Raw genomic sequence first — 22831 nt, forward strand, 5'->3', positions numbered from 1 at the left:
CCGCCCTGGTGCCGAGGGCGGGAGTGTCTGCTGTGGAGTTCGCCACATCGTCGCTGGACGAGCTGCGAATCGAGGGGGATCCGCCGGCCGACCGGGTGGTCGCCGAGCTGCTGGACTCGGGCGAGATCGCCCATGCCAACCAGGTGCTGCACGGACTGCGGCAGAACGACCAGCTGGTGCCGCAGGACCTGCCGGCCGTGCTGCGCGAGCACCTCGCGGGGACCCGGACGGTGCCCGACTGGGTGGACGCGGAGCGCATCGCGCGGGTGCACGCTTTCTTCCGGCACGACGGGGTGCACGTCGTCTCCGCCCTCTCGCTCGGCGCCCTGGTCTGCAGCTACGCGGCGCCGTTGGGCGCCAAGCAGCTGTCCGCGACCCACCGCCTCGACCACCCGCACCGGCGGCTGTCCGAGACCACGCAGTTCATGCTGCACCTGATGGCCGACGATCCGCTGGGGCCGCACGGCGAGCTGATCCCCACCATCCAGAAGGTGCGCCTGATCCACGCGGCGGTACGGCAGTTGTTGATCCGTGGCCGCCACTGGGACGTCGCCGGGCACGGCGTCCCGATCTGCCAGGAGGACCTGCTCGGCGCCACCTTGAGCTTCTCGGTCGACACCCTGGACGGGATGGACCGGATCGGCGTCCACTGCACCGAGCAGGCGGCCGAGGACTACTACTACGTCTGGCGGGTGGTCGCCGTGCTGCTCGGGCTGCGGCCCGAGGTCATGCCGCCGACCCTGGCGGAGGGGCGCCGGGTGCGGGCCGAGCTGGCCGCGCGCCACCTCGGACCGTCCCCGGAGGGCATCCAACTCACCCAGGGCCTGCTGGACTTCTACCGCCACCTCGCGCCGCCGGGGACGCGAGGGGCGATCCCGGCCGTGCTGCGCCAGATGGTCGGCCCGCAGATCGCGGACTGGATGCAGGTGCCGCACAGCCACTGGGAGAAGGCGGTGGCGGAGTTCGCCCACGTCGAGCAGCACGTGCACCAGGCGGAGGAGCACCACGTGCTGGCGCGCCGGGTGCTCGACCAGGTCGGCCGCGTGCTGCTCAAGGGTGAGGTCCGGCGCGTGACGCACGGGCAGAGCACCGAGTTCGACATCCCGGCGAGCCTTGCCACCCTCGCCGCCCCGCAGGTTCCGACGGCCCGCGGCAGCGGAGCCGGGTAGCCGGGCCGTGCTGCCCGGCTCCGCCATCGCGGCCCTGCCTCAGCGCTCCCGCTGGGGCGGCACCCGCCCGGTCGTGCTGCCCGGCGCCGCCCGCTGCCGGCAGACGGTCGGGTGGTCGGGCGGTGGGTGGTCGGACGGCGGGTCGGGCGAAGCACTGTCAGCCGGCCTGCCGTCGGACGACGGGTGCTCGGCCGACCCGCGCAGCGCGTCGGCCTCGGCCAGCGCCTGCTCGGAGAGCGGACGCGGCGTCAGCTGTCGGCAGGCCGGGACGTCGGGCTGCACGGGCGTCGGGTGCCGCTCCAGCACGACGACGACGCCGCTGCGCTCGACGACCACCGATCCGGCCCCGGCGGGAGCGAGCGCGTAGCGGGCGATGACGGCGCCGGCGGTGGCGGCGATGGACAGGTAGGGCTCGTCGAGGCGCCGCCGAACCTCCACCACGGCGCCGACCAGGTGCTCCGGCACGGCGTAGAAGTTGCCTTCGAACGGAACCAGGCCCTGGGCGTCGACGGTGCGGCGGGCGTGGATCCAGATCGGGAACGGTGCGGGAGGCAGGGCACGAAGGCCTTGGGTGGCCGCGCGCGGGTCGTCCGCGGCAGGTGCGCCGTCGGCGGTCGAGCCGGGCGCCTCCAGCCGGCTCGCGAGCCGGTCCAGGCTGTCCTGTGCCGCCTGGACGGTGGAGTCGCGCCCGATCGCGTGCCACCAGTTCCGGGCGATCTCCTCCACCGTGTCGTACGCCGGGCTCGGCCGGTCGTCCCGCGGGCGGTACTCGACGCGCACGCCGTAGTACCTGGCCACCTGCCGGAAGTCGGGCGTCAGCTGTCCGGTGCTGGGGCTGTGCACGGCCGGTGTCCGGTCGAACCGCCAGCACTCGGGGGTGCCGCCCAGCCGTCTGAGCACGTGCTCCATGGCCTCGACGAGCTGCGGCAACTCCTCGTCGGCCGCCAGCGCCCCACGCCAGCGGCCGGAGGGGGTGAGCAGGCCCAGCAGCAGGTGCACCTGATTTCCGCAGCCCCACCCGGCGGGCGGGGTGGGGAGCTCGAGCCAGTCGAAGCGGATGGCCTGCTCGCTCGATCGTGCGGCGGCCGGCCCGCTGCCGGTCGGGCCGGTCTCCTGGCATTCCCCGCAGACCGGCCGCGCCTGCTGCTTGCGCAGCGCGCGGGTGAAGGTCGAGTAGCCGCCGGTGTAGCCCAGTTCGACGATCTCCTCGAAGAGCGTGGTGGCCAGCAGGTGCGGATCGTCCACGAGCCGCTGGCGGCAGTACGGCAGGAAACGGAGAAAACCGTCCTGGGAATGACTTCGGAGGCCCGGGATCCGCTTTCCGCTGAGGTACGATCCGACCGTTTTCCGGTCGCGCCCGAGCTGTCGGGAAATCCGGGCGACGGACCAGCCGTGACCGCTGAGTCGGAGCGCTTCCATGTATTCCTCCCAGCTGAGCAAGAGATCCCCTGATCGTTCACATCGGTGTGCCGTCAATACGCTGAATATGCCGGAGGCAATCCGGAAATATAGCACGGCGGGGCGGACGGTCAACCTGGAGAAACGTTTCGGCTGAATTATCTTGCTGCGGAGTTTCGGCGAGCGGCATCACTCGGGATTATGGGATGACCTTTGGCTTTCGGGCATCTCGGACATGGTGAACGGTGGACCGGAAAGTACCACCCCACGCGCCACCCCGGGTTAATTTCGGAGAGTATCTCCGGTGGCGAATATGAAACGACGCCCGGGAGGGGTACAAACCCGTTTGCCGCCCTCTCGTTTGATCAAGCGTGAACTCACCATGCCTGCCCTACACCGCCCCGCACCCCGACCGGGACCCGGTCACCAGCGTCGGGACGTGGCTCTTCGTCCCCGACCGGCAGAACCCCGCGGGTGACGTGCGCACCGGCTACCTGTCGCGCAACGGCGAGCGGGTCGTCCTGCCGCACTCCTCGGGCCTGTTGGCCGCCTACCTGAGGAAGCTCCGTCAGCTGGAGAGCGATTTCGCCGCGCGGATCGGCTCCCTCGCGTTCCCGGTCGAGGCATGACGCCCTCGCCGGGGCCGGGGTTCCCGGCGGGCGCCGGGATGCCGGAGCGGAGCGAGCCGCGGCATGACGATCGAGTGGGGGATGTGCCATGTACGACCAGCTGAGTGACCTTCTCGCGGCGCGCGCGATGACCGGTTACGCCGATCCGGCGGACGAGTTGTGGGACCTCGCCTACGCAACCGCCCCGGTCTACGGCGAGCCCGATCGGCTGTCGGCCGACCGGCCCGCGCCGATGTCGGCCGAGCCTTCGGTCTCCCGGCACCGGCGCCGGACCCGGCCGCCCGCGCCGTCCTGGCCGGACGTGGTCGGCTCGGTGTTCGGCGCGCTGACGGCGGTGACGGTGACCGCGGTGTGCGTGCTCGGTTGGGCCCTCTCCTACGACCCCTTGCGGGAGTTGGCCCTCTCCCGGGTGCCGCGCGGACTGTCGCAGCTGTGGCCGGTGATCGTCTACGGGCCGTGGCTCGTGGGCTGCCTGTCCGTCCTGCGGGCCGCGCTGCACGGGCGCCAGCCGGTGCACTCCTGGGTGGTGGTCGTGCTGTTCTCCGGCCTCGCGACCGGACTGTGCATCGCCGACGTCTCGCGGACGGTGCCCGACCTGGTCGTCGCCGGACTGCCCCCGCTCACCGCCGTCATCTCGCTGCACCAGCTGGTCCGCCAGCTGATCACCACCCGGGGCGCGCGCCGCCCGCCGGGCAGCCCGGCCACCCATCGGGCACCGCGCTGAGGGCGGCACACGGCGCCCGATGGCTCGACCGCCGCGGAATGGCCTGACGGAGCGTCAGAACCAGATCGGGGTGACCCCCGTCCCCGCACGGGTCGGCTGAGATCTCCCCGGCGCGTCACCCCGGGGCGCCCGTGTCGTCCCGGGCTGCCGCCAGGTCGAGCAGCCGGCGCACCTCGTGGTCGGTGGTCTGCTCGAAGTCGTTGTAGAACTGGCCGACGGCCTGGAACGAGGGCGGCGCGGTCAGGCAGACCAGGTCGTCGGCGAGCGGGCCCAGCAGCCGCAGCGCCTCGGGCGCGGTCACCGGGACGGCCAGCAGCAGCTCGCTCACCTCCCGGCGGCGCAGCACCGCCATCGCGGCCCGCACGGTCGCGCCGGTGGCGATCCCGTCGTCCACCAGCAGCACCGCCCGCCCGGTCACCTCCAGCGGGGGCAGCGGTCCGCGCAGCCGCTCGGTCCGCTCGGCGACCTCGGTGGCGGTCGCGTCGGTGAGCCGTTCCAGCCGGTGGGGGGTGATCCCGAGCGCGGCGATGATGTCGTGGTTGTACAGCCGGATGCCGCCCTCGCCGACCGCGCCCAGCGCCAGCTCCGGCTGGCCGGGTGCGCCGATCTTGCGGACCACCAGGATGTCCAGCGGCGCGCCGAGCGCCAGCGCCACCTGGTAGGCCACCGGGACGCCGCCCCGGGGCAGGCCCACCACGATCGGGGCGTCGGAGCCCCACTCCAGCACCCGTCGGCCGAGCTGCCGCCCCGCCTCGGCGCGGTCCCGGAAGGTCCGTCCGTGGTGCGTGTTGCCGTAGAACACCGTCATCGCGATCACCGCCTGCCAGCCCCTCCAGCCTGCCACCATCCGGCGGCCGAGGACGAGCGCGGCGCCCGGGCGGTCGGTCCGGGAGACACCTGACGGCCTGTCAGATTGGCCTTGGGGGGTTTCTCCGGGCGCCGACCCCGACACGGTCACCGTCACGGTCACCGTTCGCGTCCTGATCAGCCCGCTCGCTCCGCGCTGCGGCGAAGCACCACCACACCGCAGGACCCCGCCCGCCTGGTCGGCGAACGGGGTCCTCGGTCAGCTGTCGCGCGGCGCTCAGCCCGCCTGGGGCGACCGCTTGCCGCGCTGGTCGAGCGAGGCCAGGTAGGCGTTGTACGCGACCAGCTCCGCGTCGCCGTCCCGCTCGGCGGCCCGGTCGGTGCGGACGGCGTGCCGCTGCTCGGACTTGGCCCACTGGAAGACCAGCGCGATCAGCACCACCGCGGTCGGGATCTCGCCGAACGCCCAGGTGATCCCGCCGGCCATCTTCTGATCAGCCATCAGATCGGTGCCGGGCGGGGCCATGGCCGAGCTGAAGGTGGTCACCAGCGGGCTGGTGGCCATCATCACCGCCACGCCGAAGAAGGCGTGGAACGGCATCCCCATGAAGAGCTCGATGATCCGCATCACGTGCCCGGGCCGGTTCGGGCCCGGGTCCACGCCCATGATCGGCCAGAAGAAGAGCAGGCCGGCCGCCAGGAAGTGGACCATCATCGCGATGTGTCCGATCCGGGTCTGCATCAGCGTGTCGAAGAGCGGGGTGAAGTAGAGGCCGTAGAGGCTCGCGATGAAGAGCGGGATGGTGAAGGCCGGGTGCGAGATGATCTTCACGTACCGGCTGTGCAGCAACGCCACCAGCAGCTCGCGCGGCCCGCGCGGGCGCCCCTTGCCGGCCGGGCGCAGCGCCCGCAGCGCCAGCGTGATCGGCGCGCCGAGCAGCAGCAGGATCGGCACCAGCATGCTGAGCACCATGTGCTGCATCATGTGCGCGCTGAACAGCACCATGCCGTAGTCGTTCAGCCCGGAGCAGGTCACCGCGACAACGGTCAGCACGCCGAGCGTCCAGGCGACCGTGCGCCCGATCGGCCAGCGGTCGCCGCGCCTGGCCATCCGCACGACACCCGCGCCGTACAGGCCGAGCGCCAGCAGGCAGCCCAGCAGGAACGGCCAGTCGGGCGACCAGGTGAGCACCGAGTGGAGCGAGAACGGGCCGAGCTCGTTCCCGTGGTGCATCCCTGCCATGCCGTCCATCGGCGGTCCCGCTTTCCGTCGTGCCCGCGGCCGGCCCGGCCCCGCCTCAGGTCCGGTTCGTCCGTTTTTCGTCGGCACCCAGACTACGGCCGTCCTACCTGGCGGCTGCGGGCGCCCCCGGGGCGTCGACGGCTGATGCCCCGCCGCGGTGGCGGGGCATCAGGAGGCGCCGGGACGAAGGGTGGTTCAGATGACCATCTCGGCCTCGACGTAGCGCTCGGCGGGGACCGTCTTCAGGTCCGCCACCGCTTCGGCCAGCGGCACCAGGTTGATCTGGGTGCCCTGCAGCGCGGTGATGTGCCCGAAGGCGCCCTTGTGCGCGGCCTCCACGGCGTGCCAGCCGAACCGGGTGGCGAGCACCCGGTCGTACGCGGTGGGCGTGCCGCCGCGCTGGGTGTGGCCGAGGATCACCGGGCGGGCCTCCTTGCCCAGGCGGTGCTCCAGCTCGCCGGAGAGCTGGGTGGCGATGCCGGTGAAGCGCTCGTGGCCGTAGATGTCCCGGGTGCCCTCTTCCCAGTGCATGGTGCCGGCCTCGGGCTTGGCGCCCTCCGCGCAGACCACGATGGCGAACTTCTTGCCCCGCTCGAAGCGCGCGCGCACCACCTCGGTGAGCTTGTCGATGTGGAACGGGCGCTCGGGCACCACGATCGCGTGCGCGCCGGCCGCCATGCCCGCGTTGAGCGCGATCCAGCCGGTGTGGCGTCCCATCACCTCGACCACCATCACCCGCTGGTGCGACTCGGCGGTGGTCTTCAGCCGGTCCAGCGCCTCGGTGGCCACCGAGACGGCGGTGTCGAAGCCGAAGGTGACATCGGTGCAGGCGATGTCGTTGTCGATGGTCTTGGGCACCCCGACCACCGGCAGTCCGGCGTCGCTCATCAGCTTCGCGGCCTTGAGGGTGCCCTCGCCGCCGATCGGGATCACCGCCTCGATGCCGAGGTCGGCGCAGTAGCGCTTGGCCCGCTCCACGCCGTCGCGCAGGTGGCTGGGCTGGACGCGGGAGGAGCCCAGGATGGTGCCGCCCTGGGCCAGGATGCCGCCGACCGAGTCGAGGGTCAGCGGGCGGTGGACACCTTCGAGGAGGCCTCGCCAGCCGTCCTGGAAACCGATGATCTCGTCGCCGTGGTCGACCACTCCCCGGTGGACCACGGAGCGGATCACGGCGTTCAGGCCGGGGCAGTCGCCGCCGCTGGTCAGCACACCAATACGCATCGTTCTCTGCAACTCCCCTGGGGGCACCTCCCAGCCGGCAGGCTGGGGGAAGGACCGGATGGCCGGACTACCACCTGGAAGGGCGGGGTCAGAATCGGGCATATCGGCCCGAAACTGATCCTAGCGGCCCCCACCTCCGGCCGGGCGGGAGCAGGCACGGAGGGCGGCGTCGTCGGCGCGTCCGTGCTGAAGTGCCGGCTGCCGAGGAGGGTTGCATCCGACGAGCTTATTGTCGCAATTTCGCGACGCGGAATCTTCCGCCGCCGGATGCTGGACACCCGGCGGGCGGAGAACGTTCACTCGGACCGACTGACGGGCTGTCAGGACGCCCCCGAGGGTGGACCGGCCCGATCGACGATCCCTTGAACGTCGCGGGCCGGCGGGTCCGCCCGGTGGGCCGGTGCGACCCGCTGGTCAGGCGGGCCGGTCAGACGGGCGGGTCAGGCGGGCTGGCGGCTGGTGGACGCGATCCGCTCGGTGCGCAGCGCGTCGTACCAGGTGGTGTCGGCCGGCGGGAGCGCGTTGACGTCCAGCGCCAGCTTGATCAGCAGGTCGGCGACCGCGGGGTTGCGGGCCATCACCGGGCCGTGCAGGTAGGTGCCGAAGACGGTGTCCCGCCAGGCGCCCTCGGTGCCGGTCCCGTCGCCGTTGCCGCCGCCCGCGGTGACGTGTGCCAGCGGCGCGACCCCCTGGCCCAGGTGCGTGACGCCCTGGTGGTTCTCGAAGCCCGTCAGGGTGGGCAGGGCCAGGCGCTGGTCCGGCTCGGCCAGCACGTCGCCGACGTTGCGGGCGCCCTCGCCGCGGGTGGACCAGACGTCCAGCAGGCCCAGGCCCGGCTCGCGCTGGCCCAGGTCGTTGATGAACTCGTGGCCCAGGATCTGGTAGCCCGCGCAGACCGAGAAGACGATCGCGCCGTTGTCCACCGCGCGCGGCAGCCCGGAGTCCTGGCGCAGCCGCTCGGCGGCCAGGCGCTGCGGGCGGTCCTCGCCGCCGCCGATCAGGTAGATGTCGCCGCTGGTCGGGACGGGCTGGTCGGAGCGCACGTCGACCCGCTGCACGTTCAGCCCGCGCTGGCGGGCCCGGCGCTCCACGACCAGCGCGTTGCCGCGGTCGCCGTAGGTGCTGAGCAGGTCAGGGTAGATCCAGACCAGCCGCAGGCTGCTGTCGCTCATCCTGGAAGGCCTTCCATAGTGCTGCGGGTCGGGCTGTGGCCGGCCCGGCTGCGCGGGCTGCTGCTGGACGGCCTGGGGCTGGGCGGGCTGGGCCGGGTAGCCGGGCTGCTGGCCCGGCTGCTGATAGGCCGGCTGCTGGCCGCCGTGCTGCGGGTATCCGGGGTGCTGACCGCCCTGCTGGGGGCCGCCGTGCTGGGGCCCGCCCTGCTGGGGGTAGCCGGCGGGCGGCTGCTGGCCCGGGTACGGCTGCCCCGGGTACGGCTGACCGGGCTGCTGTTGCGGGTATCCGGGGTGCTGCTGGCCGCCCTGCTGGGGGTGGCCCTGCTGCTGGCCGCCCTGCTGGGGGTGGCCGGGGTGCTGCGGGTAGCCCGGCTGCTGCGGATAGCCGGGCTGCTGACCGTAGCCGGGCTGTTGCGGGGGAGTGCTCATGACCCGGCCACCGCCTTGCGCAGCTGCTGGAACGCGGTGTAGTTGGCGATCGCCTCGATCCGCCCGGGCGGCGCCATCCGGACCGCCTCCTCCAGCGTCTCCACCACGTGGAACTGCAGCCCCGCCACCTCCAGGCGCACCGCCAGGTCCAGCCGGCGCTGGCCCATCACGAAGACCGGGTGGCCGTGCAGCCGCTCGTAGTCCACGTCCCACAGCCAGGAGGTGTCGGTGCCGTCGGCGTCCAGCGCGTTCACCGAGAGGATCACCGGCGCGGGCGGGCCGTCGATCAGCGAGAAGGTCTCCAGCCAGCCGGCCGGGTTCTTGGCCAGCAGCAGGCGCACGTCGCGGCCCTGGTAGTTGACCACGTCGTAGCGGCCGGCCACCGCGGTGACCGACTGCATCCGCTCCAGGGCGGTCTGCGGCGGCACGCCGAAGACCGCGGCCACCGCGGCCGAGCTGGTGGCGTTGGCCAGGTTGGCCCGGCCCGGCAGCTGCAGGTGGATCGGCCAGGCGGCGCCGTTCGGGTCGATCACGTGGCCGCCCTGCAGCGCCCAGTGCGGCTGCGGTCGGCGGAAGCCGCACTCCTGGCAGTACCAGTCGTCGCCGGGGCGCTGCATCACGCCGCCGCAGGACGGGCAGGACCAGGCGTCTTCCTTCCAGGCCTGCCCGGCGGCCACCCAGACCACCCGCTGGCAGGAGGAGGCGGCCCAGGTCACCAGCGGGTCGTCCGCGTTGGCGATGATCACGGCGTCGGTGCCCTGCAGGCCCTCGCGCCACTTCTCGGCCAGCATCCGGGTCTCGGCGGCCCGGTCCAGCTGGTCGCGCGAGAGGTTGAGCAGCGCTATGGCCTTGGGGTGGGTGTCCCGGGCGACGTTCGCCAGGTACTTCTCGTCCACCTCGATCACGCCGTAGCGCGCGTCCGAGCCGCCGGCCAGCGCGGAGGTGATGCCGGCCGGCATGTTGGCGCCCAGCGCGTTGGAGACCACCGGACCGGCGGCGCGCAGCGCCTCGGCGATCAGCCGGGTGGTGGTGGTCTTGCCGTTGGTGGCACTGACCAGGACCACGTCCAGGTGGTCGGCGAGGCGGGCGAGCAGGTCGGGGTCGAGCCTGAGCGCGACCTTGCCCCCGATCACCGAGCCGCTGCCGCGGCCGACCGAGCGGGAGGCGGCGGCAGCCACCTTGCCCGCCGTGACGGCGAGCTTGGAGCGGGCGGGCAGTGAGGAGTCGCGCGCGCCGGTGGCTGCGGCCTCCGATCCGGTGCCTGGCATGCTCAGGGGTTCCTCCTCTAGGCGACGACCCCCCTCTGACCTCGCACGGGGCCGTCGGGTGGCATGGACGGGGCCAGCCTAACGGCTCATCGGAAGCAGACCGAGCCACGGCCCCCTTGCTGCCGTGCCTGGTCGGGCGCCTGACACCCCTTCGACCGGCGCGAACGCGCGGCCGCCGCCCGGTGCGAACGCCGTGCGGGCGGGCCCGGTCCACCGGGCCCGCCCGCACCGACGCGTCCGTTCAGCGTCCCCCGGGCACCGACGGCCACGGGCTCGGCAGCTGCTCCGCCGCGCCCGCCAGGTGCGCGGTGATCACCAGGGTGCCGTCGGTCACCTGGTAGTCCAGCGGCAGTTCGAGCCGCCGCATCGCGCTGATCAGCGCGGTGTTCCCGGCCTGGGTGACCGCGTAGACGGTGGCCACGCCGGCCTCGGCGGCCAGCGCGGCCATCCGGCGTAGCAGGTCCAGGCCCAGACCCCGGCGCTGCCAGGCGTCCTCCACCAGGACGGCGAGCTCCGCGCTGTCGCCGTCCCACATCAGGTGGGCGAGCGCCACCAGCCGCCCGTCGGCCGTCTCCACGGTCAGGGTCTGGCCGTGCCGGGGGTCGAGCAGGTGGCCCAGGTAGCGGTCGGCGTCCGCGACCGGGCCGTGGTAGCGGCGGCGCAGGGTGGCCGGCGAGCAGCGTCGGTGCATGGCCAGCGCCGCCGCCCGGTCGTCGGAGCGGGCCCGACGGACCGTCAGCTCCTCGCCGTGCGGCCCGCCGCCCGGCAGCCGCAGGTGGTCCTCGACCTTGGGCACCCGGGGGCCGAGCACCGTGTCCAGCTCGACCAGGGCCTTGGCCCGGGCGAACTCGGTCGGCGTGAACGGCAGGTGCGGACGGGACAGCTCGATCAGCTCGCCGCCGGGCGCGGGCAGCAGCATCACCGGGCCCGCCAGGCTCGGCGCGGGCCGCTGGTCCTCGCCGCGGGCCGGGAACTGCCGGATGGTGACCTGCCCGAACAGCTGGCGCAGCGCGACCGGCAGCTCGGCGGCGTCCAGCGCGGTGCGGGTGGCCAGCGCCAGCACGTGGGTCGGCACGTCCACCAGGTCGTGCGCGTCGGCCGGCTCGGTCCAGATCTCCCGGCCGCCGGCCAGGGCCACCGCCTCGGTCAGGGCGGGGCGGGGCAGCGAGCGCGGGGCGCGCAGCAGGAACTCGTCCACCGTGGCGTCCGGCAGCGGGTGGGTCTGCAGCGAGATGATGCTGATCCGCAGCTCGGCCAGGGCCGTGCTGACGGCCGCCAGCGAGCCGGGCGCGTCCGAGACGGTGGCCCGCAGCCGCCAGAGCCGGGTCTGCTCGGGCAGCGGGCCGGCCGGGCCGACGGCGGCCGGCTCCGGCCCGGCCAGTGGATCGGGGCCCGGCGGTCCTTCGGGATGGCGGTGTGCCCACCAGCTGTGGAACACCGCTGTGCCGAGCAGTGCGACGGCGGAGGCGGCCAGCAGCACCGGGCCGTCGTGGCCGTGCACCACCACGTTGGCGATCAGGTCGGCGGTGGCCACCGCGATGAAGACGGCCGCGAGCTCCACGGTCTCGCGGCGCCAGCGGTCGGCCCTGGCCCGCCGGCGCTGGGCCCGGGAGGGCCGCTGGGCCGGCCGGCCGGCGGGCTGGTCGGGGTGCTGGGCAGGGAACGGCGATCGAGTCATGCCCCCACCATGACGCGCTGGTGTTTCACGATCACGAATCTGTTATGACCGGACGGTAAATGTCTGCGAAGAAACCAACGGTGCTGGTCGTCCCTACTGTCGGGTAGTCAGATCGCTTGCCGCGGCGTGGACTTCGGCCAGCAGCACGGCCAGGTCCGGCTCCGTGGTGGCGGCGTTCAGCAGGCAGGCGCGCAACGCCTCCCGACCGGCCAGCACGGTGCCGGTGACAAAGGCCTGCCCGCGGCGCTGCACCGCGAGCGGCAGCGCCTGGTTGAGCGCGTTCAGCTCGCTCGGCGCCAGGCCGGCCGGGCGGGCCCGGAAGGCCACGATCGAGGTCTCCACCGGCGCCAGCAGCTCGAGCTCGGGATCGGCCTCGACCAGCTCGCCGAGCCGGCGGGCCAGCCGGGTGCAGTGCGCGATGTCGGCCGCGAGGCCGTCGCGGCCCCGGTGCGCGATGGTGGCCCAGACCTTGAGCGCGCGGAACGGGCGGGTCTGCTCGATGCCGTACTCGGAGAACCAGCCCAACCCGGAGGACCAGCCCAGACCGCCGGCCTCCTCGTCGCGCAGATAGGCCGGGACCAGGCTGAAGGTCCCGCGCAGCTGCTCGGCGTCCCGCACCAGCGCGCAGCCGCAGTCCACCGGCACGCCCAGCCACTTGTGCGGGTCCAGGGCCAGCGAGTCGGCCCGGGCCAGACCCGCGTAGCGGTGCGCGATCGCGGGGTCCAGCACCCCGAACGCCCCGTACGCGCCGTCGATGTGCAGCCACAGGCCCTGCTCGGCGCAGAGGTCGGCGATCGGCTCGAAGCGGTCCACCGCGCCGGTGTTGACCGTCCCGGCCGAGGCCACCACCAGGAACGGCAGCCGCCCGGCCGCCCGGTCCTCGGCGATGGCCGCGCGCAGCGCCGCGGCGTCCAGCCGCCCCTCGGCGTCACCCGCGACCACCCGCAGCTGCCGGCTGCCCAGGCCCAGCAGTTCGGCGGCCTTGCGCACGCAGGAGTGGGTCTCCGCGCTGAGGTAGCCGACCAGCGGGGGCAGCCCGGCCAACCCGTCGGCCCGCACGTCGTGCCCGGCCCTGGCCGCCGCCCGGCCGCGCGCGGCGGCCAGGCAGACGATCGTCGCCATCGAGGTGCCCGAGGTGAGCAGCCCGGCGCCGGGCTGGTGCGGGAAGCCGACCAGCTCCGCCAGCCAGCGCACCACCGCCCGCTCCAGGTGCACGTCCGCGTGGTCGCCGCCCGCCGAGCTCGGGTTCATCGCGGCGGCGGCCAGCGTGGCCAGCACGCCGGCCGGCGCGGGCGCCGAGTTCACCCACCCGAAGAACCGCGGATGCCCGTTGCCCATCGGCGCGGGCAGCACCTCGGCCTCGATCACCCGCAGCAGCTGCGCCAGGTCGCGCCCGCCGCCGGGCAGCGGCGCGTCCAGCAGCCGAGCCCGCGCCCGGGGGTCCATCGGCTGCCAGACCGGCCGCTCGGGCACCGCCGCCAGGTAGTCGGCGACCAGGTCGGCGGTGGCGTGGGCGGCTTCGCGGAAGGACGGCTCGGACATGCCGCCGATGCTACGTGCCGGTCAGTCGAGTGATCCGGACAGGTGCGCCGAGGAGCGGCAGTCCCGCGCGATCTCCTGGTCGGTGAGCTTGGCGCAGAGCCGCCCGGCGGCGCCCGGGTCGGTGTAGTTGACCGTGTAGTAGCTCACCATCCCGTCCACGCAGGACTTGCGCTGCCAGCTGTCCGCCGCGCTCGCGCACTGCTGGCCCACCCAGTCCTCGCGGTCCAGGTTGTACTTCATGGTGCGCGAGCCGACCCCGCGGCTGCAGTCACCCGCGCCGCCGGTGGCCTGGGCGTTCAGGCACCACTTGAGCGCCTGGGCGTAGACCTCGGGGTGGTTCGGGTAGTCGTGCGAGGAGAGGAAGAAGGTCGGCGCGTAGAAGTAGCAGGCCGACTGGAAGAGCGACGGCTGCTCGGGGCAGGGATAGAGCGGCTCGGCGGCCAGCTTGTCGGCGGGCAGCTGCGCCTTGGCGTTCTCGTCCTCCTCGTCGGGGCCGAAGAGCTGCATGAAGAGGCCCTCGGAGCAGGTGATGATCCGGTTCTGCGAGCCGTACTTGCTGCACAGGTCGCGCGCGGCCGGCACGTTCTGCTTGGTGACGAACATCGTGCCGTGGCCGGTGCCGTGCACGCAGGGGCCGGTCATCTGGGGCTGGCAGAGCTTCAGCAGGTCGGTGCCCGGGTCGGTGGAGGCGGCCAGCATCTCCTCGACCGCGCCGTGCAGGTACCCGGACGCGCAGGTGTCGTGCGGGAAGGAGAGCACCTTGGCGAAGTCGTAGTCGTACCGCTTGACCGCCGTGTGCCCCAGCTCGTGCGCGATCGGGTGGCAGAACCGGACGGTGTACGGCTTCGCTTTGGTGATCTTGTCCAGGTCGGCCAGCGCGACACCCGGGTCGGTGGCGGCCATCTCGGCCATCAGCTTGTTGCGCAGCGTGCTGCGGGTCCAGACCGCCGGATCGCCGGTGGGGGAGGCGGAGGCGGCGACCGCCTTCGCGGCCGGCGCGGCCCGGCCCGCGGTCGAGGCGGCGCTCGGGGTCCAGTCGGTGACGGCCACCGCCCCGAGGCCGAGCGCCCCGAGCAGGACCGCGGTGATGATGGCGAAGACGCGCGGCTGCATGCGGCTCAGCACTCCCGGGTGATCGGACGGTTACGGACCGTCTCATCCTCACCCGCGACCGGCCCAGCCCCGCGCCCTACTGGTCCATCCGGGGGGTCGCCGTGGCACCATGCCAGGACGCCTTGTCTGCCGTCTGGAGCACGCCCATGGCAACCGCCGCCCCGCTGGCCTTCCGTCCCGCGACCGAGCAGGACATCCCCGCACTGGTCGACCTGGTGGAGTCCGCCTACCGCGGCGACGCCAGCCGGGTCGGCTGGACCACCGAGGCCGACCTGCTGGACGGGCAGCGCACCGACCAGCACTCCGTCGCCGAGACGCTGGCCCGCCCCGACACCCGGGTGCTGCTCGCCGAGCGGGCCGACACCGGCGAGCTGCTGGCCTGCTGCACGGTGGAGCGGCGCCCGGGCGGCGCGTACTTCGGGATGTTCTCGGTCCGGCCCGCCCAGCAGGGTGGCGGGGTGGGCCGGGCGGTGCTCGCCGAGGCCGAGCGGTTCGCCCGCGCCGAGTGGGGCGCCGGCGAGCTGGAGATGACGGTGATCGTGCAGCGCGAGGACCTGATCGCCTGGTACGAGCGCCGTGGCTTCACCCGCACCGGTGAACTCTCGCCGTTCCCGTACGGCGACGAGCGTTTCGGTGTGCCGAAGCGCCCTGACCTGGCCTTCGAGCGGCTGGTCAAGGCGCTGGTCTGAGCCTGTCGAAGTCCGGGCCTATCGAAGTCCGGGCCCGTCGAAGTCTGAGCCCGTCGAAGTCTGGGCCCGTACCGGCCTCAGCGGGCCGGCTCCATGGCGCTCACCGGGGTGAACGGCCGGCCGTCCAGGGTCCAGTGCGGGTCGGGGACGATCTGCAGCGCCGCGTAGACGTGCGCGGCCACGTCCACGTGGCGCACCGGCAGCACCTCGCCGCCGGGCGGCAGCCCCGGGCCGCTGGCGGCCACCCAGGCGGTGCGCTCCAGGGTGCTGCGCCCGCCGTGGCCGCCCTGGTCGACGTGGCCGTGGTCGGTCACCACGATCACCGTCCACTCCTCCTCGGCGTACCCCGGGCGGGCCCGCAGCGCGGCCAGCAGCCGGCCGAGCCGCACGTCGGCGGCCTCGATCGAGCGGCGGTACTCCTCGCCGCAGCCCAGGAAGTGCGCGGTCTCGTCCACCGCGCCCAGGTAGACGAAGCCGGCCTGCGGCTCCTCGTCACCGGTCAGCACGGCGACCGCCTCGGTGGTGGCCCGCTCGTCGCAGACCTCCCAGGCCTGCGGGGTGTCCTCGAGCGGGGCGATGTAGGAGAGCCGGCCGGGCGCGGCGAAGAGCGGGCCGCCCTGGCGGGCCAGGAAGAGCGGCTCCCAGCCGCCCACCGCGAAGGTCCGGCGCCGGTGCACCTCGGCCAGCCGGGTGGTGAAGTCCGGGAAGACGTCCAGCCGGTTGCCGCCGAAGTGGTTGCCGAAGACGCCGTGCTTGGCCACCGTCACCCCGGTGACGATGGTCGCCCAGCACGGTCCCGACATGGTGGGCGTGGCCTCGTCCACCTCGACGGGGGCCAGGAAGCCGTCGGCCGCCACCGCGTCCAGATGCGGGGTGTCCAGCTCGGGCAGCAGGTCGAGGCGGACGCCGTCGATGCCGACGACCAGGACGCGGCGCGGGCCGGCGGGCCAGAGGCTGGACACGGGTGACTCCGATCGTTCAGGTGCAGACGTCATCCGGTCGGAGTTGCACAGCTCGGAGTTGCACAGCCAACCGGACGTGAACCGCACCCTAACCGCCACGCCGGCAGGACCGGAACCGGGTGCCCGGATCGGGGCGGTGACCGGGGCCCGGCGGCGGTGCGCGGCGCGCTCAGTCGCCGCCCAGCACCGCGGTGGCGGCCAGCTTGTCCGCGAAGGTCTGCTTCCGGTCGTCCCAGAGCGGCCAGAGCCAGCCCAGGAAGCAGGACAGCGTGTCCAGCAGATGCGCCAGATCACGCAGGAACGCCCGCCGTGCACCGATCGGCTCCTGGGTGTCCAGACCCACCAGGTCGGTCCCCATCAGGCGCTTGCCCCAGCTCTGCCCGGTGCGCCCGGCCAGGTGGCAGCGGTTGTACCCGAGCAGCGCCACGGAGACCGCCAGCATGCCCACCTGCAGCGCGCCGTTGTGCGAGTCGATCGCCCCCGCGATGATGTTCGGCGACCAGCAGGCCAGCATGTCGATCACGAAGGACACCACACGCACCGACCAGTGGGTATAGGCCAGCGCGCTGCTCACCGTGCTCTCCTCCAGGTCCGCCACGCCTCCAGCCTGCCAGTCGACCTGTGCGCCGCAAGCCCGGCTGCGCCGGCCGGGCTGACCCGCCGTCAGCCGGCGGCGGCCAGGCCCGCCGGCAGCTCCGCCAGCAACGCCTCGATCCGGGCCGCCTCCGGGACGCCCAGCCGGCGGGCCAGGGTCAGCGCCTGGCGCAGCCGGCCGGTGCCCTCGCAGCGGCGCCCGGCCCGCAGGTCGCCGGCGCCCAGCCCGGCCAGCGCGCGGACCTCCTCCAGCGGAGAGCCGGCGGCCAGCGCGCTGTTCAGCGCGCCGGCGAACTCGGTGTGCGCCCGGGCCTGCTCGCCCGTCACGGTCAGCAGGTGGCCCAGCAGGTTGCGCACCTCCGCCTCGCCGGCTTGGTCCCCGCGCTCCTGGCAGATCGTCAGCGCCTGCCCGAGGTGGTCGGCGGCGGCCGCGTGCTCACCGGTGGAGACCAGCGCGTCGCCCAGGTAGGCGAGCACCCGGGACTCGGCGAGCAGGTCGCCCTGCTCGCGGTAGAGCGCGAGCGCCTGACGCAGGTTCAGCACCGCCTCCTGGTGCCGCCCGGTCGCCTGCCGCAGCACGCCCAGGTACGCCAGGGTGTTCATCCGCCCGCGGGCCTCGTCCAGCTCGTGGTACATCAGGCCGGCCCGCCCCAGGTCCCGCTCGGCCGCCGCGTACTGCCCGGTGACCAGCCGCACCGCGCCCAGCGCCATCAGCGCGTTGGCGTGCCCGATCCGGTTGCCCAGGCCCTGATAGAGGGTCAGCGCCTGCTGGTGGGTCCGCTCGGCCTCCTGGAAGCGCCCGGTCAGCTGCTGCAGCGAGCCCAGGCTGGCCAGCGCGTACGCCTCGCTGGGCCGGTCGTCGCGGGCCCGGCAGAGTTCCAGCGCCTGGCAGAGGCTGGCCTCGGAACCGGCCAGGTCGCCGGTCAGTTGCTGGATCAGGCTCAGCTCGCTGAGCGCCGCGGTCTGGCCGGTGCGGTTGCCGAGTTCCTGGAAGAGCGCCAGCGCCCGTACCGCGTGCTCGGTCGCCTCGGTGTGCTCGCCGGTGATCCGGCCCAGGATGGCCAGCTGGCTGAGCGTCTCGGCCTCGCCGGGGCGGTCCTGCGCGCTCCTGGCCAGGGTCAGCGCCTGCGCGAAGTGCTCCCGGGACCTGCCGTTGTCCCCGAAGGTGCGCTCCATCGCGCCGAGTTGGATCAGCACGGCGACCTGCCCGCCCGGCTCGTCGAGCGACCGGAACAGGTCCAGCGCCTGGCGCAGGTGGTCGGCACCCGCTTCGTGCTCGCCGGTCAGCCGCTGGAAGGTGCCCAGGTGGGTGAGGGCCTCGGCCAGGCCGCGCCAGTCGCAGGTGAGCCGCGCGGTCTCCAGCGCGATCCGGTGCAGCGCCTGCGCCTGGTTCCAGTGGCCCTGGGTGCGCAGGAAGTCGTGCAGCGCGGAGGGCAGTTGCACCGCGTGCCGGGGGTGCCCGTGGCTGGCCGCGTACTCGACGGCGGCCCGCAGGTTGCCGCGCTCGGCGCGCAGCCAGGCCCGGGCCGCCTCCTCGGTGGGCAGCTCGCCGCTGCTCGGCCGGCCCGGGCAGCGGATCGCCAGGTGTCCGCCGGCCTCGATGGCGAGCGCCAGGTAGGAGTCCAGCAGCCGGGCCACCGCGGCGTGCCGGGCCGCCGGCTCGTCCTCGGTGCTCAGCGCCCGGGCGTGCTCGCGGATCAGGTCGTGCATCCGGTAGCGGCCGCGCACCGGCTCGTCGACCAGGTGGTGGTCCTCCAGCTCCTCCAGCAGGCGCCGGGCGGTGGGCAGTTCGCTGTCGTCCAGCGCGGCCGCCGCCCGGGCGTCGAAGTCGTCGCCCGGGAAGAGGCCGAGCCGGCGGAAGAGCCGGCGTTGAGCGGGCGTCAGATCCCGGTAGGAGAGGTCGAAGGCGGCGGCCACCGAGACGTCCTCGGCGCGCAGCGCGCCCAGCCGGCCCGCCGCAGCGGCCAGGTCTGGCACCAGGTCGGCCACCGACCAGGCACGCCGGTGCCGCAGCCGCGCGGCGGTCAGGTGGATCGCCAGCGGCAGGTAGCCGCAGAGCCGCACCACCTCGATCACCGCCTCCTGGTCCGGCGCCAGGTCGGGGCGGCCGGCGGTGGCGGTGAAGAGCGCGGCCGCCTCGTGCGGCGGCAGCACCCCGAGGGTGACCGGCAGCGCGTCGCCGAGCGCGGGCAGCCGGCGCCGGCTGGTGACCAGCACCAGGCTGCCGGGGGTGCCGGGCATCAGCGGGCGGACCTGCTCGCTGCTGCGGGCGTCGTCCAGCAGCAGCAGCATCCGCCGCCCGGCCAGCCGGCTGCGCCACAGGTTGGCCCGGGCGTCCAGGTCCGGCGGGATCTGCTGCGGGGAGACGCCGATGGTGAGCAGCAGCGCGGTGAGCGCGTCCGCGGGCTCCACGGCCGGGGTGCCGGGCGTGTGGGCGTGCAGCGGCAGGAAGATCTGCCCGTCCGGGAAGTCGGCGGCCAGCCGGTGCGCGGCGTGGATCGCGAGCGCGCTCTTGCCGACCCCGGGCATCCCGTCCACCGCGTGGATCCCGACTACCTGGCCGTCCGCGCCGTCGGCCCGGCAGGCGGCGAGCAGCCGCTCCAGCTCCTCGGAGCGCCCGGTGAAGCCGGCCACGTCCCTGGGCAGCCCGGCGCCGGCGGCCACCACCGCAGGCGCCTCGGCCGGCGCCGGGCGGACGGGCTCGGCGGTGCGCTGCGGCGGCACCATCGGCGGGGCGGTCGTGGCCTCGGCCCGCAGGATCTCCTGATGGGCGGCCCGCACGCTCGGCCCCGGTTCGATGCCGAGCTCCTCGACCAGGGTGCGGCGCAGCCGTCGGTGCACGGCCAGCGCCTCGGCCCGCTGGTCGGTGCGGTGCAGGGCCAGCATCAGCTGGCGGTGGAAGGACTCGCGCAGCGGGTGCTGGGCGGTCAGCCGGTTCAGCTCCGGGACCACCGCGTGCGGTCGGCCCAGCTCCAGCTCGGCGTCGATGAACCACTCCAGGCCCTGCAGTCGCAGCTCCTGCAGCCGCTGCACGTGCGGCAGCGCCTCCTCGGCGAGGGTCGGCAGATCCGACAGCGGGGTGCCGCGCCACAGCGCCAGCGCCGCGCCGGCCTGGCGGCTGACGCCCTGCCAGTCCTCCTGCCGGCGAGCGGTGCGGGCGGCGTCCAGCTGGGTGGTGAAGAGCCGGCTGTCCAGCTCCTCGTCGTCGACCTGCAGCAGGTAGCCGGGCGGCACGGTGCGCAGGCGGCCCCGGCTGCCGCGGTCGAGCAGCCGGCGCAGCTGGACCACGTGGTTGTTGAGCGAGGTCGGTGCGGTGGCCGGCGGGTGCTCGCCCCACAGTGCCGCGGTCAGCCGGTCCCTGGAGACCACCCGGTTCGGCTCCAGCAGCAGCATCGCCAGCAGGGCTCGGCACTTGGGCGAGCTGACCGGCAACGTGGCGCCGCCCTGCTCCTGGACCGTGAGCGGCCCGAGCAGGCCGAACCGCAGGCGGGGGCCGGTGCGCACGGGCTCGGCCGAAGCCAGGTCGGTCGAGCCAGGGGTGGGGGAAACGGCGTCTGCGGGCCCTTGTTGATGGTCCATTATCCGGATGTTACCCGCCCGTGAGCGGCCTCCGGCAGGCTCAGGGCAACCGAGCCCGGCCGGGTTGGTGCCCAACAGGGGAGGGCACCAGCCCGGCCGGTCTGCGCGGGCTCGCCCCGCCGTACCAGGGAAGGAACCGCCGATGGCTCTCCAGCCGTCCTCCGCCACGCCGTCCACCGACCGCCGTGCCCTGGTGCGGCGCGGCCGCGACACCGCCTGGACCTGACCCGGCACGGCCCCAGGCCTTGTCCGCCCAGGCCCCAGCACAATGCCTGGTACAACTCCCGGTGCAGCACGCCGACGCGCGGGCGGGCGCGGGTGCCGAGTGAGGCGCCGCCCGTCGGGTAAGTGTTGGGGACAGCAGGGGCCGTCGGGGCCCCGGAGCCGTGAGGGGTGAGGTCATGACCGACAACGCCGCAGAATTCGTCGTCGACGCGCTGGACCCGGAGGATCTGCAGGACCCGGAGGACCTGGAGTCCGGCGCGGACGAGCAGCTCTCCCCGCGGCGCGATCTGCCGCTGGCCGCCGCCGCCGATGTGGGCGACGCTTTCGAGCAGACCCGCCAGGTCCCGGTCGACGACGACGAGTACCCGCGCTGATCGGCGGCACACGGGGGTTGCCGCCGGTCAGCGCGTCGCCGCGTCGCCGCAGCTGAGCGCCGCGGCCGGCCTCAGACCCGCAGCGAGACCGGGTAGAGCCGCAGCCACCGGTCGAGCCCCAGCAGCAGCTCGGCCGCCGGCCGGGCCGACTGCGGATCGCGACCCGCCTCCAGCGCGGCGGCCACCGCCGCCGGGTCGGCCAGCGCCTGCCCCGGTGCCTTCGGATCGGCGGCCAGCGCGGCCAGCTCCGCGCGCAGCGCCAGCGGGTAGCCGGGATCCTGGGTGCTCGGGTAGGGGCTCTTCACCCGCTCGGTGATCTCCCTGGGCAGCACCTCGGCGGTCGCCGCCCGCAGCAGGCTCTTCTCCCGCCCGTCGAAGTTCTTCATCGACCACGGGGTGTTGAACACGTACTCCACCAGCCGGTGGTCGCAGAACGGCACCCGTACCTCCAGGCCGTTGGCCATGCTCATCCGGTCCTTGCGGTCCAGCAGGGCCCGGACGAACCGGGTCAGGTGCAGGTGGCCGACCTCCCGCATCCGCCGCTCGTGCGGATCCGCCACCGGCAGCTGCGGCACCTCGGCGAGCGCGGCGGCGTAGCTGTCGGCGATGTAGACCGGCAGGTCGAGCCGGGCGATCAGATCCGGATCGAGCAGGCTGTCGCGCGGGGCGGTGCCGGGCCCGCCGAGCCGCTGCACCGCGGCGGCGGCGAGCCAGGGGAAGGTGCCGCCGTACACCGACTCGCGCTGGTGGAACCAGGCGTAGCCGCCGAACAGCTCGTCCGCCGACTCGCCGGAGAGCGCCACCGTGGAGTGCCGGCGGATCTCCCGGAACAGCAGGTAGAGCGAGGTGTCCATGTCGCCGAGGCCGGTCGGCAGGTCGGCCGCGCGCAGCACCGCCTCGCGGTGCCGCGGGTCGGCGAGCGCGGCGGCGTCCAGCACGATGTCGCGGTGCTCGGCCGCCACGTGCTCGGCCAGCAGGTGCGCGAACGGGCTGTCGGGGGTGGGGCGGAACTCGTCGGGGCGGAAGTTCTCGGTCTGCCCGACGAAGTCCACCGAGAACGAGCGCACCGGACCCTTGCCGGCGGCCGCCAGCCCGCGCGCCGCCAGCGCGGTGACCGCGGAGGAGTCCAGGCCGCCGGAGAGCAGCGAGCAGAGCGGCACGTCGGAGATCAGCTGCCGGCGCACGATGTCGTCCAGCAGCTCGCGGACGGTGCCGATGGTGGTGGCCAGGTCGTCGGTGTGCTCGCGGGCCTCCAGCGCCCAGTACTGATGGTCCGTCAGGCCCTCGCGGCGGATCCGCAGCAGGTGTCCGGGGCGCACCTCGGCCATGCCCCGGTAGACCGCGTGGCCGGGTGTCCGGACCAGCGTCAGCAGCTCGCGCAGGCCGTCCAGGTCGACCACCGGGTCCACCGACGGGTGCGCCAGGATCGCCTTCGGCTCGGAGCCGAAGAGCACGCCGTCCGCGGTCCGGTGGTAGTACAGCGGTTTGACGCCCATCCGGTCGCGGACCAGTAGCAACTCCTCGCTGCGGGCGTCCCAGAGGGCGAAGGCGAACATCCCGTTGAGGTGGGTGGCGAAGTCGACGCCCCAGCGCAGGTAGGCGTGCAGCACCACCTCGGTGTCGCTGTGGGTGCGGAACCGGTGGCCGTACGCCGCCAACTCGGTGCGCAGCTCCAGGTGGTTGTAGACCTCGCCGCTGTAGGTCAGGGTGACCAGCGGCCGGCCGTCCTGCTCGACCGTCATCGGCTGGGTGTCGCCCTCGATGTCGATCACGGCCAGCCGGCGGTGCCCGAGACCCGCGTGCGTCGTCACCCAGACGCCGCCCGCGTCCGGGCCGCGGCAGGCCATCGTCTCGGTCATCGCGGCCAGCACCTCCTGCCGAGCGGTCAGATCCTGGTCGAACGCCACCCAACCGGCTATCCCGCACATGCGCAGTGCCTCCTCGCTGATCGTGCCGCTTCGTTCAGTGAGCGGTTCGTGACGCTACGCCCGGATGGCGTGCACGCGCCATGAGCA

General features: G+C 74.0%; 19 protein-coding genes. 6 read left to right on the forward strand and 13 right to left on the reverse strand.

The window, feature by feature from the left end:
- Positions 1-32 precede the first annotated feature (32 nt).
- Positions 33-1169 (forward strand): oxygenase MpaB family protein, encoded by a 1137-nt coding sequence (locus P3T41_RS10300; RefSeq protein WP_280689354.1) that lies wholly within the window; start codon positions 33-35, stop codon positions 1167-1169.
- Between the two features lie 39 nt (positions 1170-1208).
- On the opposite strand, the gene P3T41_RS10305 is transcribed toward P3T41_RS10300, so the two are convergent.
- Complete coding sequence (locus P3T41_RS10305) at positions 1209-2414, reverse strand: IS21 family transposase (protein ID WP_280689355.1); 1206 nt, start codon at positions 2412-2414, stop codon at positions 1209-1211.
- A gap of 524 nt (positions 2415-2938) precedes the next feature.
- Here P3T41_RS10305 and P3T41_RS10310 point away from each other — a divergent pair.
- Together P3T41_RS10310 and P3T41_RS10315 are read left to right on the forward strand one after the other, a co-directional pair.
- Positions 2939-3196 (forward strand): hypothetical protein, encoded by a 258-nt coding sequence (locus P3T41_RS10310; RefSeq protein WP_280689356.1) that lies wholly within the window; start codon positions 2939-2941, stop codon positions 3194-3196.
- An 88-nt stretch (positions 3197-3284) separates the two neighbouring features.
- Positions 3285-3920, forward strand: a complete 636-nt coding sequence (locus P3T41_RS10315) for a DUF2637 domain-containing protein (protein WP_280689358.1) — start codon at positions 3285-3287, stop codon at positions 3918-3920.
- Between the two features lie 115 nt (positions 3921-4035).
- Here the strand turns inward: P3T41_RS10315 and P3T41_RS10320 are convergent, their stop codons facing one another.
- From P3T41_RS10320 to P3T41_RS10335, 4 genes are all read right to left on the reverse strand, one after another.
- Positions 4036-4728 carry a phosphoribosyltransferase gene (locus tag P3T41_RS10320; RefSeq protein WP_280689544.1) on the reverse strand — a complete coding sequence of 231 codons (693 nt, stop codon included), beginning with the start codon at positions 4726-4728 and terminating at the stop codon, positions 4036-4038.
- Positions 4729-5004: 276 nt separating this feature from the next.
- Positions 5005-5970 (reverse strand): cytochrome c oxidase assembly protein, encoded by a 966-nt coding sequence (locus tag P3T41_RS10325; RefSeq protein WP_280689545.1) that lies wholly within the window; start codon positions 5968-5970, stop codon positions 5005-5007.
- A 195-nt stretch (positions 5971-6165) separates the two neighbouring features.
- Positions 6166-7191, reverse strand: coding sequence for a 6-phosphofructokinase (locus P3T41_RS10330; RefSeq protein WP_280689359.1), 1026 nt, complete (start codon positions 7189-7191; stop codon positions 6166-6168).
- A 440-nt stretch (positions 7192-7631) separates the two neighbouring features.
- Positions 7632-8363 carry a glutamine amidotransferase gene (locus P3T41_RS10335; RefSeq protein ID WP_280689360.1) on the reverse strand — a complete coding sequence of 244 codons (732 nt, stop codon included), beginning with the start codon at positions 8361-8363 and terminating at the stop codon, positions 7632-7634.
- Between the two features lie 18 nt (positions 8364-8381).
- Between P3T41_RS10335 and P3T41_RS10340 the strand changes: the two genes are divergently transcribed.
- Complete coding sequence (locus tag P3T41_RS10340) at positions 8382-8834, forward strand: hypothetical protein (protein ID WP_280689361.1); 453 nt, start codon at positions 8382-8384, stop codon at positions 8832-8834.
- On the opposite strand, the gene P3T41_RS10345 is transcribed toward P3T41_RS10340, so the two are convergent.
- The 4 genes from P3T41_RS10345 to P3T41_RS10360 all read right to left on the reverse strand — a co-directional run bounded on the left by P3T41_RS10345 (position 8789) and on the right by P3T41_RS10360 (position 14393).
- Positions 8789-10060: a MurT ligase domain-containing protein gene (locus P3T41_RS10345; RefSeq protein ID WP_280689362.1), complete on the reverse strand. Its 1272-nt coding sequence runs from the start codon at positions 10058-10060 to the stop codon at positions 8789-8791. The two genes, P3T41_RS10340 and P3T41_RS10345, sit on opposite strands and share 46 nt — an antisense overlap.
- A 241-nt stretch (positions 10061-10301) precedes the next feature.
- Entirely contained in the window at positions 10302-11738 is a 1437-nt protein-coding gene (locus tag P3T41_RS10350) for a GNAT family N-acetyltransferase (RefSeq protein WP_280689363.1), read from the reverse strand.
- A 93-nt stretch (positions 11739-11831) separates the two neighbouring features.
- The gene (locus tag P3T41_RS10355) at positions 11832-13280 is read right to left on the reverse strand and encodes a pyridoxal-dependent decarboxylase (protein WP_280689364.1); all 1449 of its coding nucleotides are present in this window, start codon (positions 13278-13280) and stop codon (positions 11832-11834) included.
- A gap of 21 nt (positions 13281-13301) precedes the next feature.
- Positions 13302-14393, reverse strand: coding sequence for a hypothetical protein (locus P3T41_RS10360; RefSeq protein WP_280689365.1), 1092 nt, complete (start codon positions 14391-14393; stop codon positions 13302-13304).
- Between the two features lie 146 nt (positions 14394-14539).
- On the opposite strand from P3T41_RS10360, the gene P3T41_RS10365 reads away from it, so the two are divergent.
- Positions 14540-15082 carry a GNAT family N-acetyltransferase gene (locus tag P3T41_RS10365; protein ID WP_280689366.1) on the forward strand — a complete coding sequence of 181 codons (543 nt, stop codon included), beginning with the start codon at positions 14540-14542 and terminating at the stop codon, positions 15080-15082.
- 77 nt (positions 15083-15159) lie between these two features.
- Here the strand turns inward: P3T41_RS10365 and P3T41_RS10370 are convergent, their stop codons facing one another.
- The 3 genes from P3T41_RS10370 to P3T41_RS10380 form a co-directional block, all read right to left on the reverse strand.
- Positions 15160-16044 carry an alkaline phosphatase family protein gene (locus tag P3T41_RS10370; RefSeq protein ID WP_348533639.1) on the reverse strand — a complete coding sequence of 295 codons (885 nt, stop codon included), beginning with the start codon at positions 16042-16044 and terminating at the stop codon, positions 15160-15162.
- A 169-nt stretch (positions 16045-16213) separates the two neighbouring features.
- On the reverse strand, positions 16214-16642 hold the full coding sequence (locus P3T41_RS10375; RefSeq protein WP_280689367.1) for an RDD family protein: 429 nt from the start codon (positions 16640-16642) through the stop codon (positions 16214-16216).
- 65 nt (positions 16643-16707) lie between these two features.
- Complete coding sequence (locus P3T41_RS10380) at positions 16708-20217, reverse strand: BTAD domain-containing putative transcriptional regulator (protein WP_280689368.1); 3510 nt, start codon at positions 20215-20217, stop codon at positions 16708-16710.
- 401 nt (positions 20218-20618) lie between these two features.
- Between P3T41_RS10380 and P3T41_RS10385 the strand changes: the two genes are divergently transcribed.
- Positions 20619-20816: a hypothetical protein gene (locus tag P3T41_RS10385; RefSeq protein WP_280689369.1), complete on the forward strand. Its 198-nt coding sequence runs from the start codon at positions 20619-20621 to the stop codon at positions 20814-20816.
- Positions 20817-20887: 71 nt separating this feature from the next.
- Here P3T41_RS10385 and asnB read toward each other — a convergent pair whose 3' ends face one another.
- Positions 20888-22744, reverse strand: coding sequence for an asparagine synthase (glutamine-hydrolyzing) (asnB, locus tag P3T41_RS10390; RefSeq protein WP_280689370.1), 1857 nt, complete (start codon positions 22742-22744; stop codon positions 20888-20890).
- Positions 22745-22831 lie beyond the last annotated feature (87 nt).

This window comes from Kitasatospora sp. GAS204B, from assembly GCF_029892155.1.
In the GTDB taxonomy this organism is placed as follows: Bacteria; Actinomycetota; Actinomycetes; order Streptomycetales; family Streptomycetaceae; genus Kitasatospora.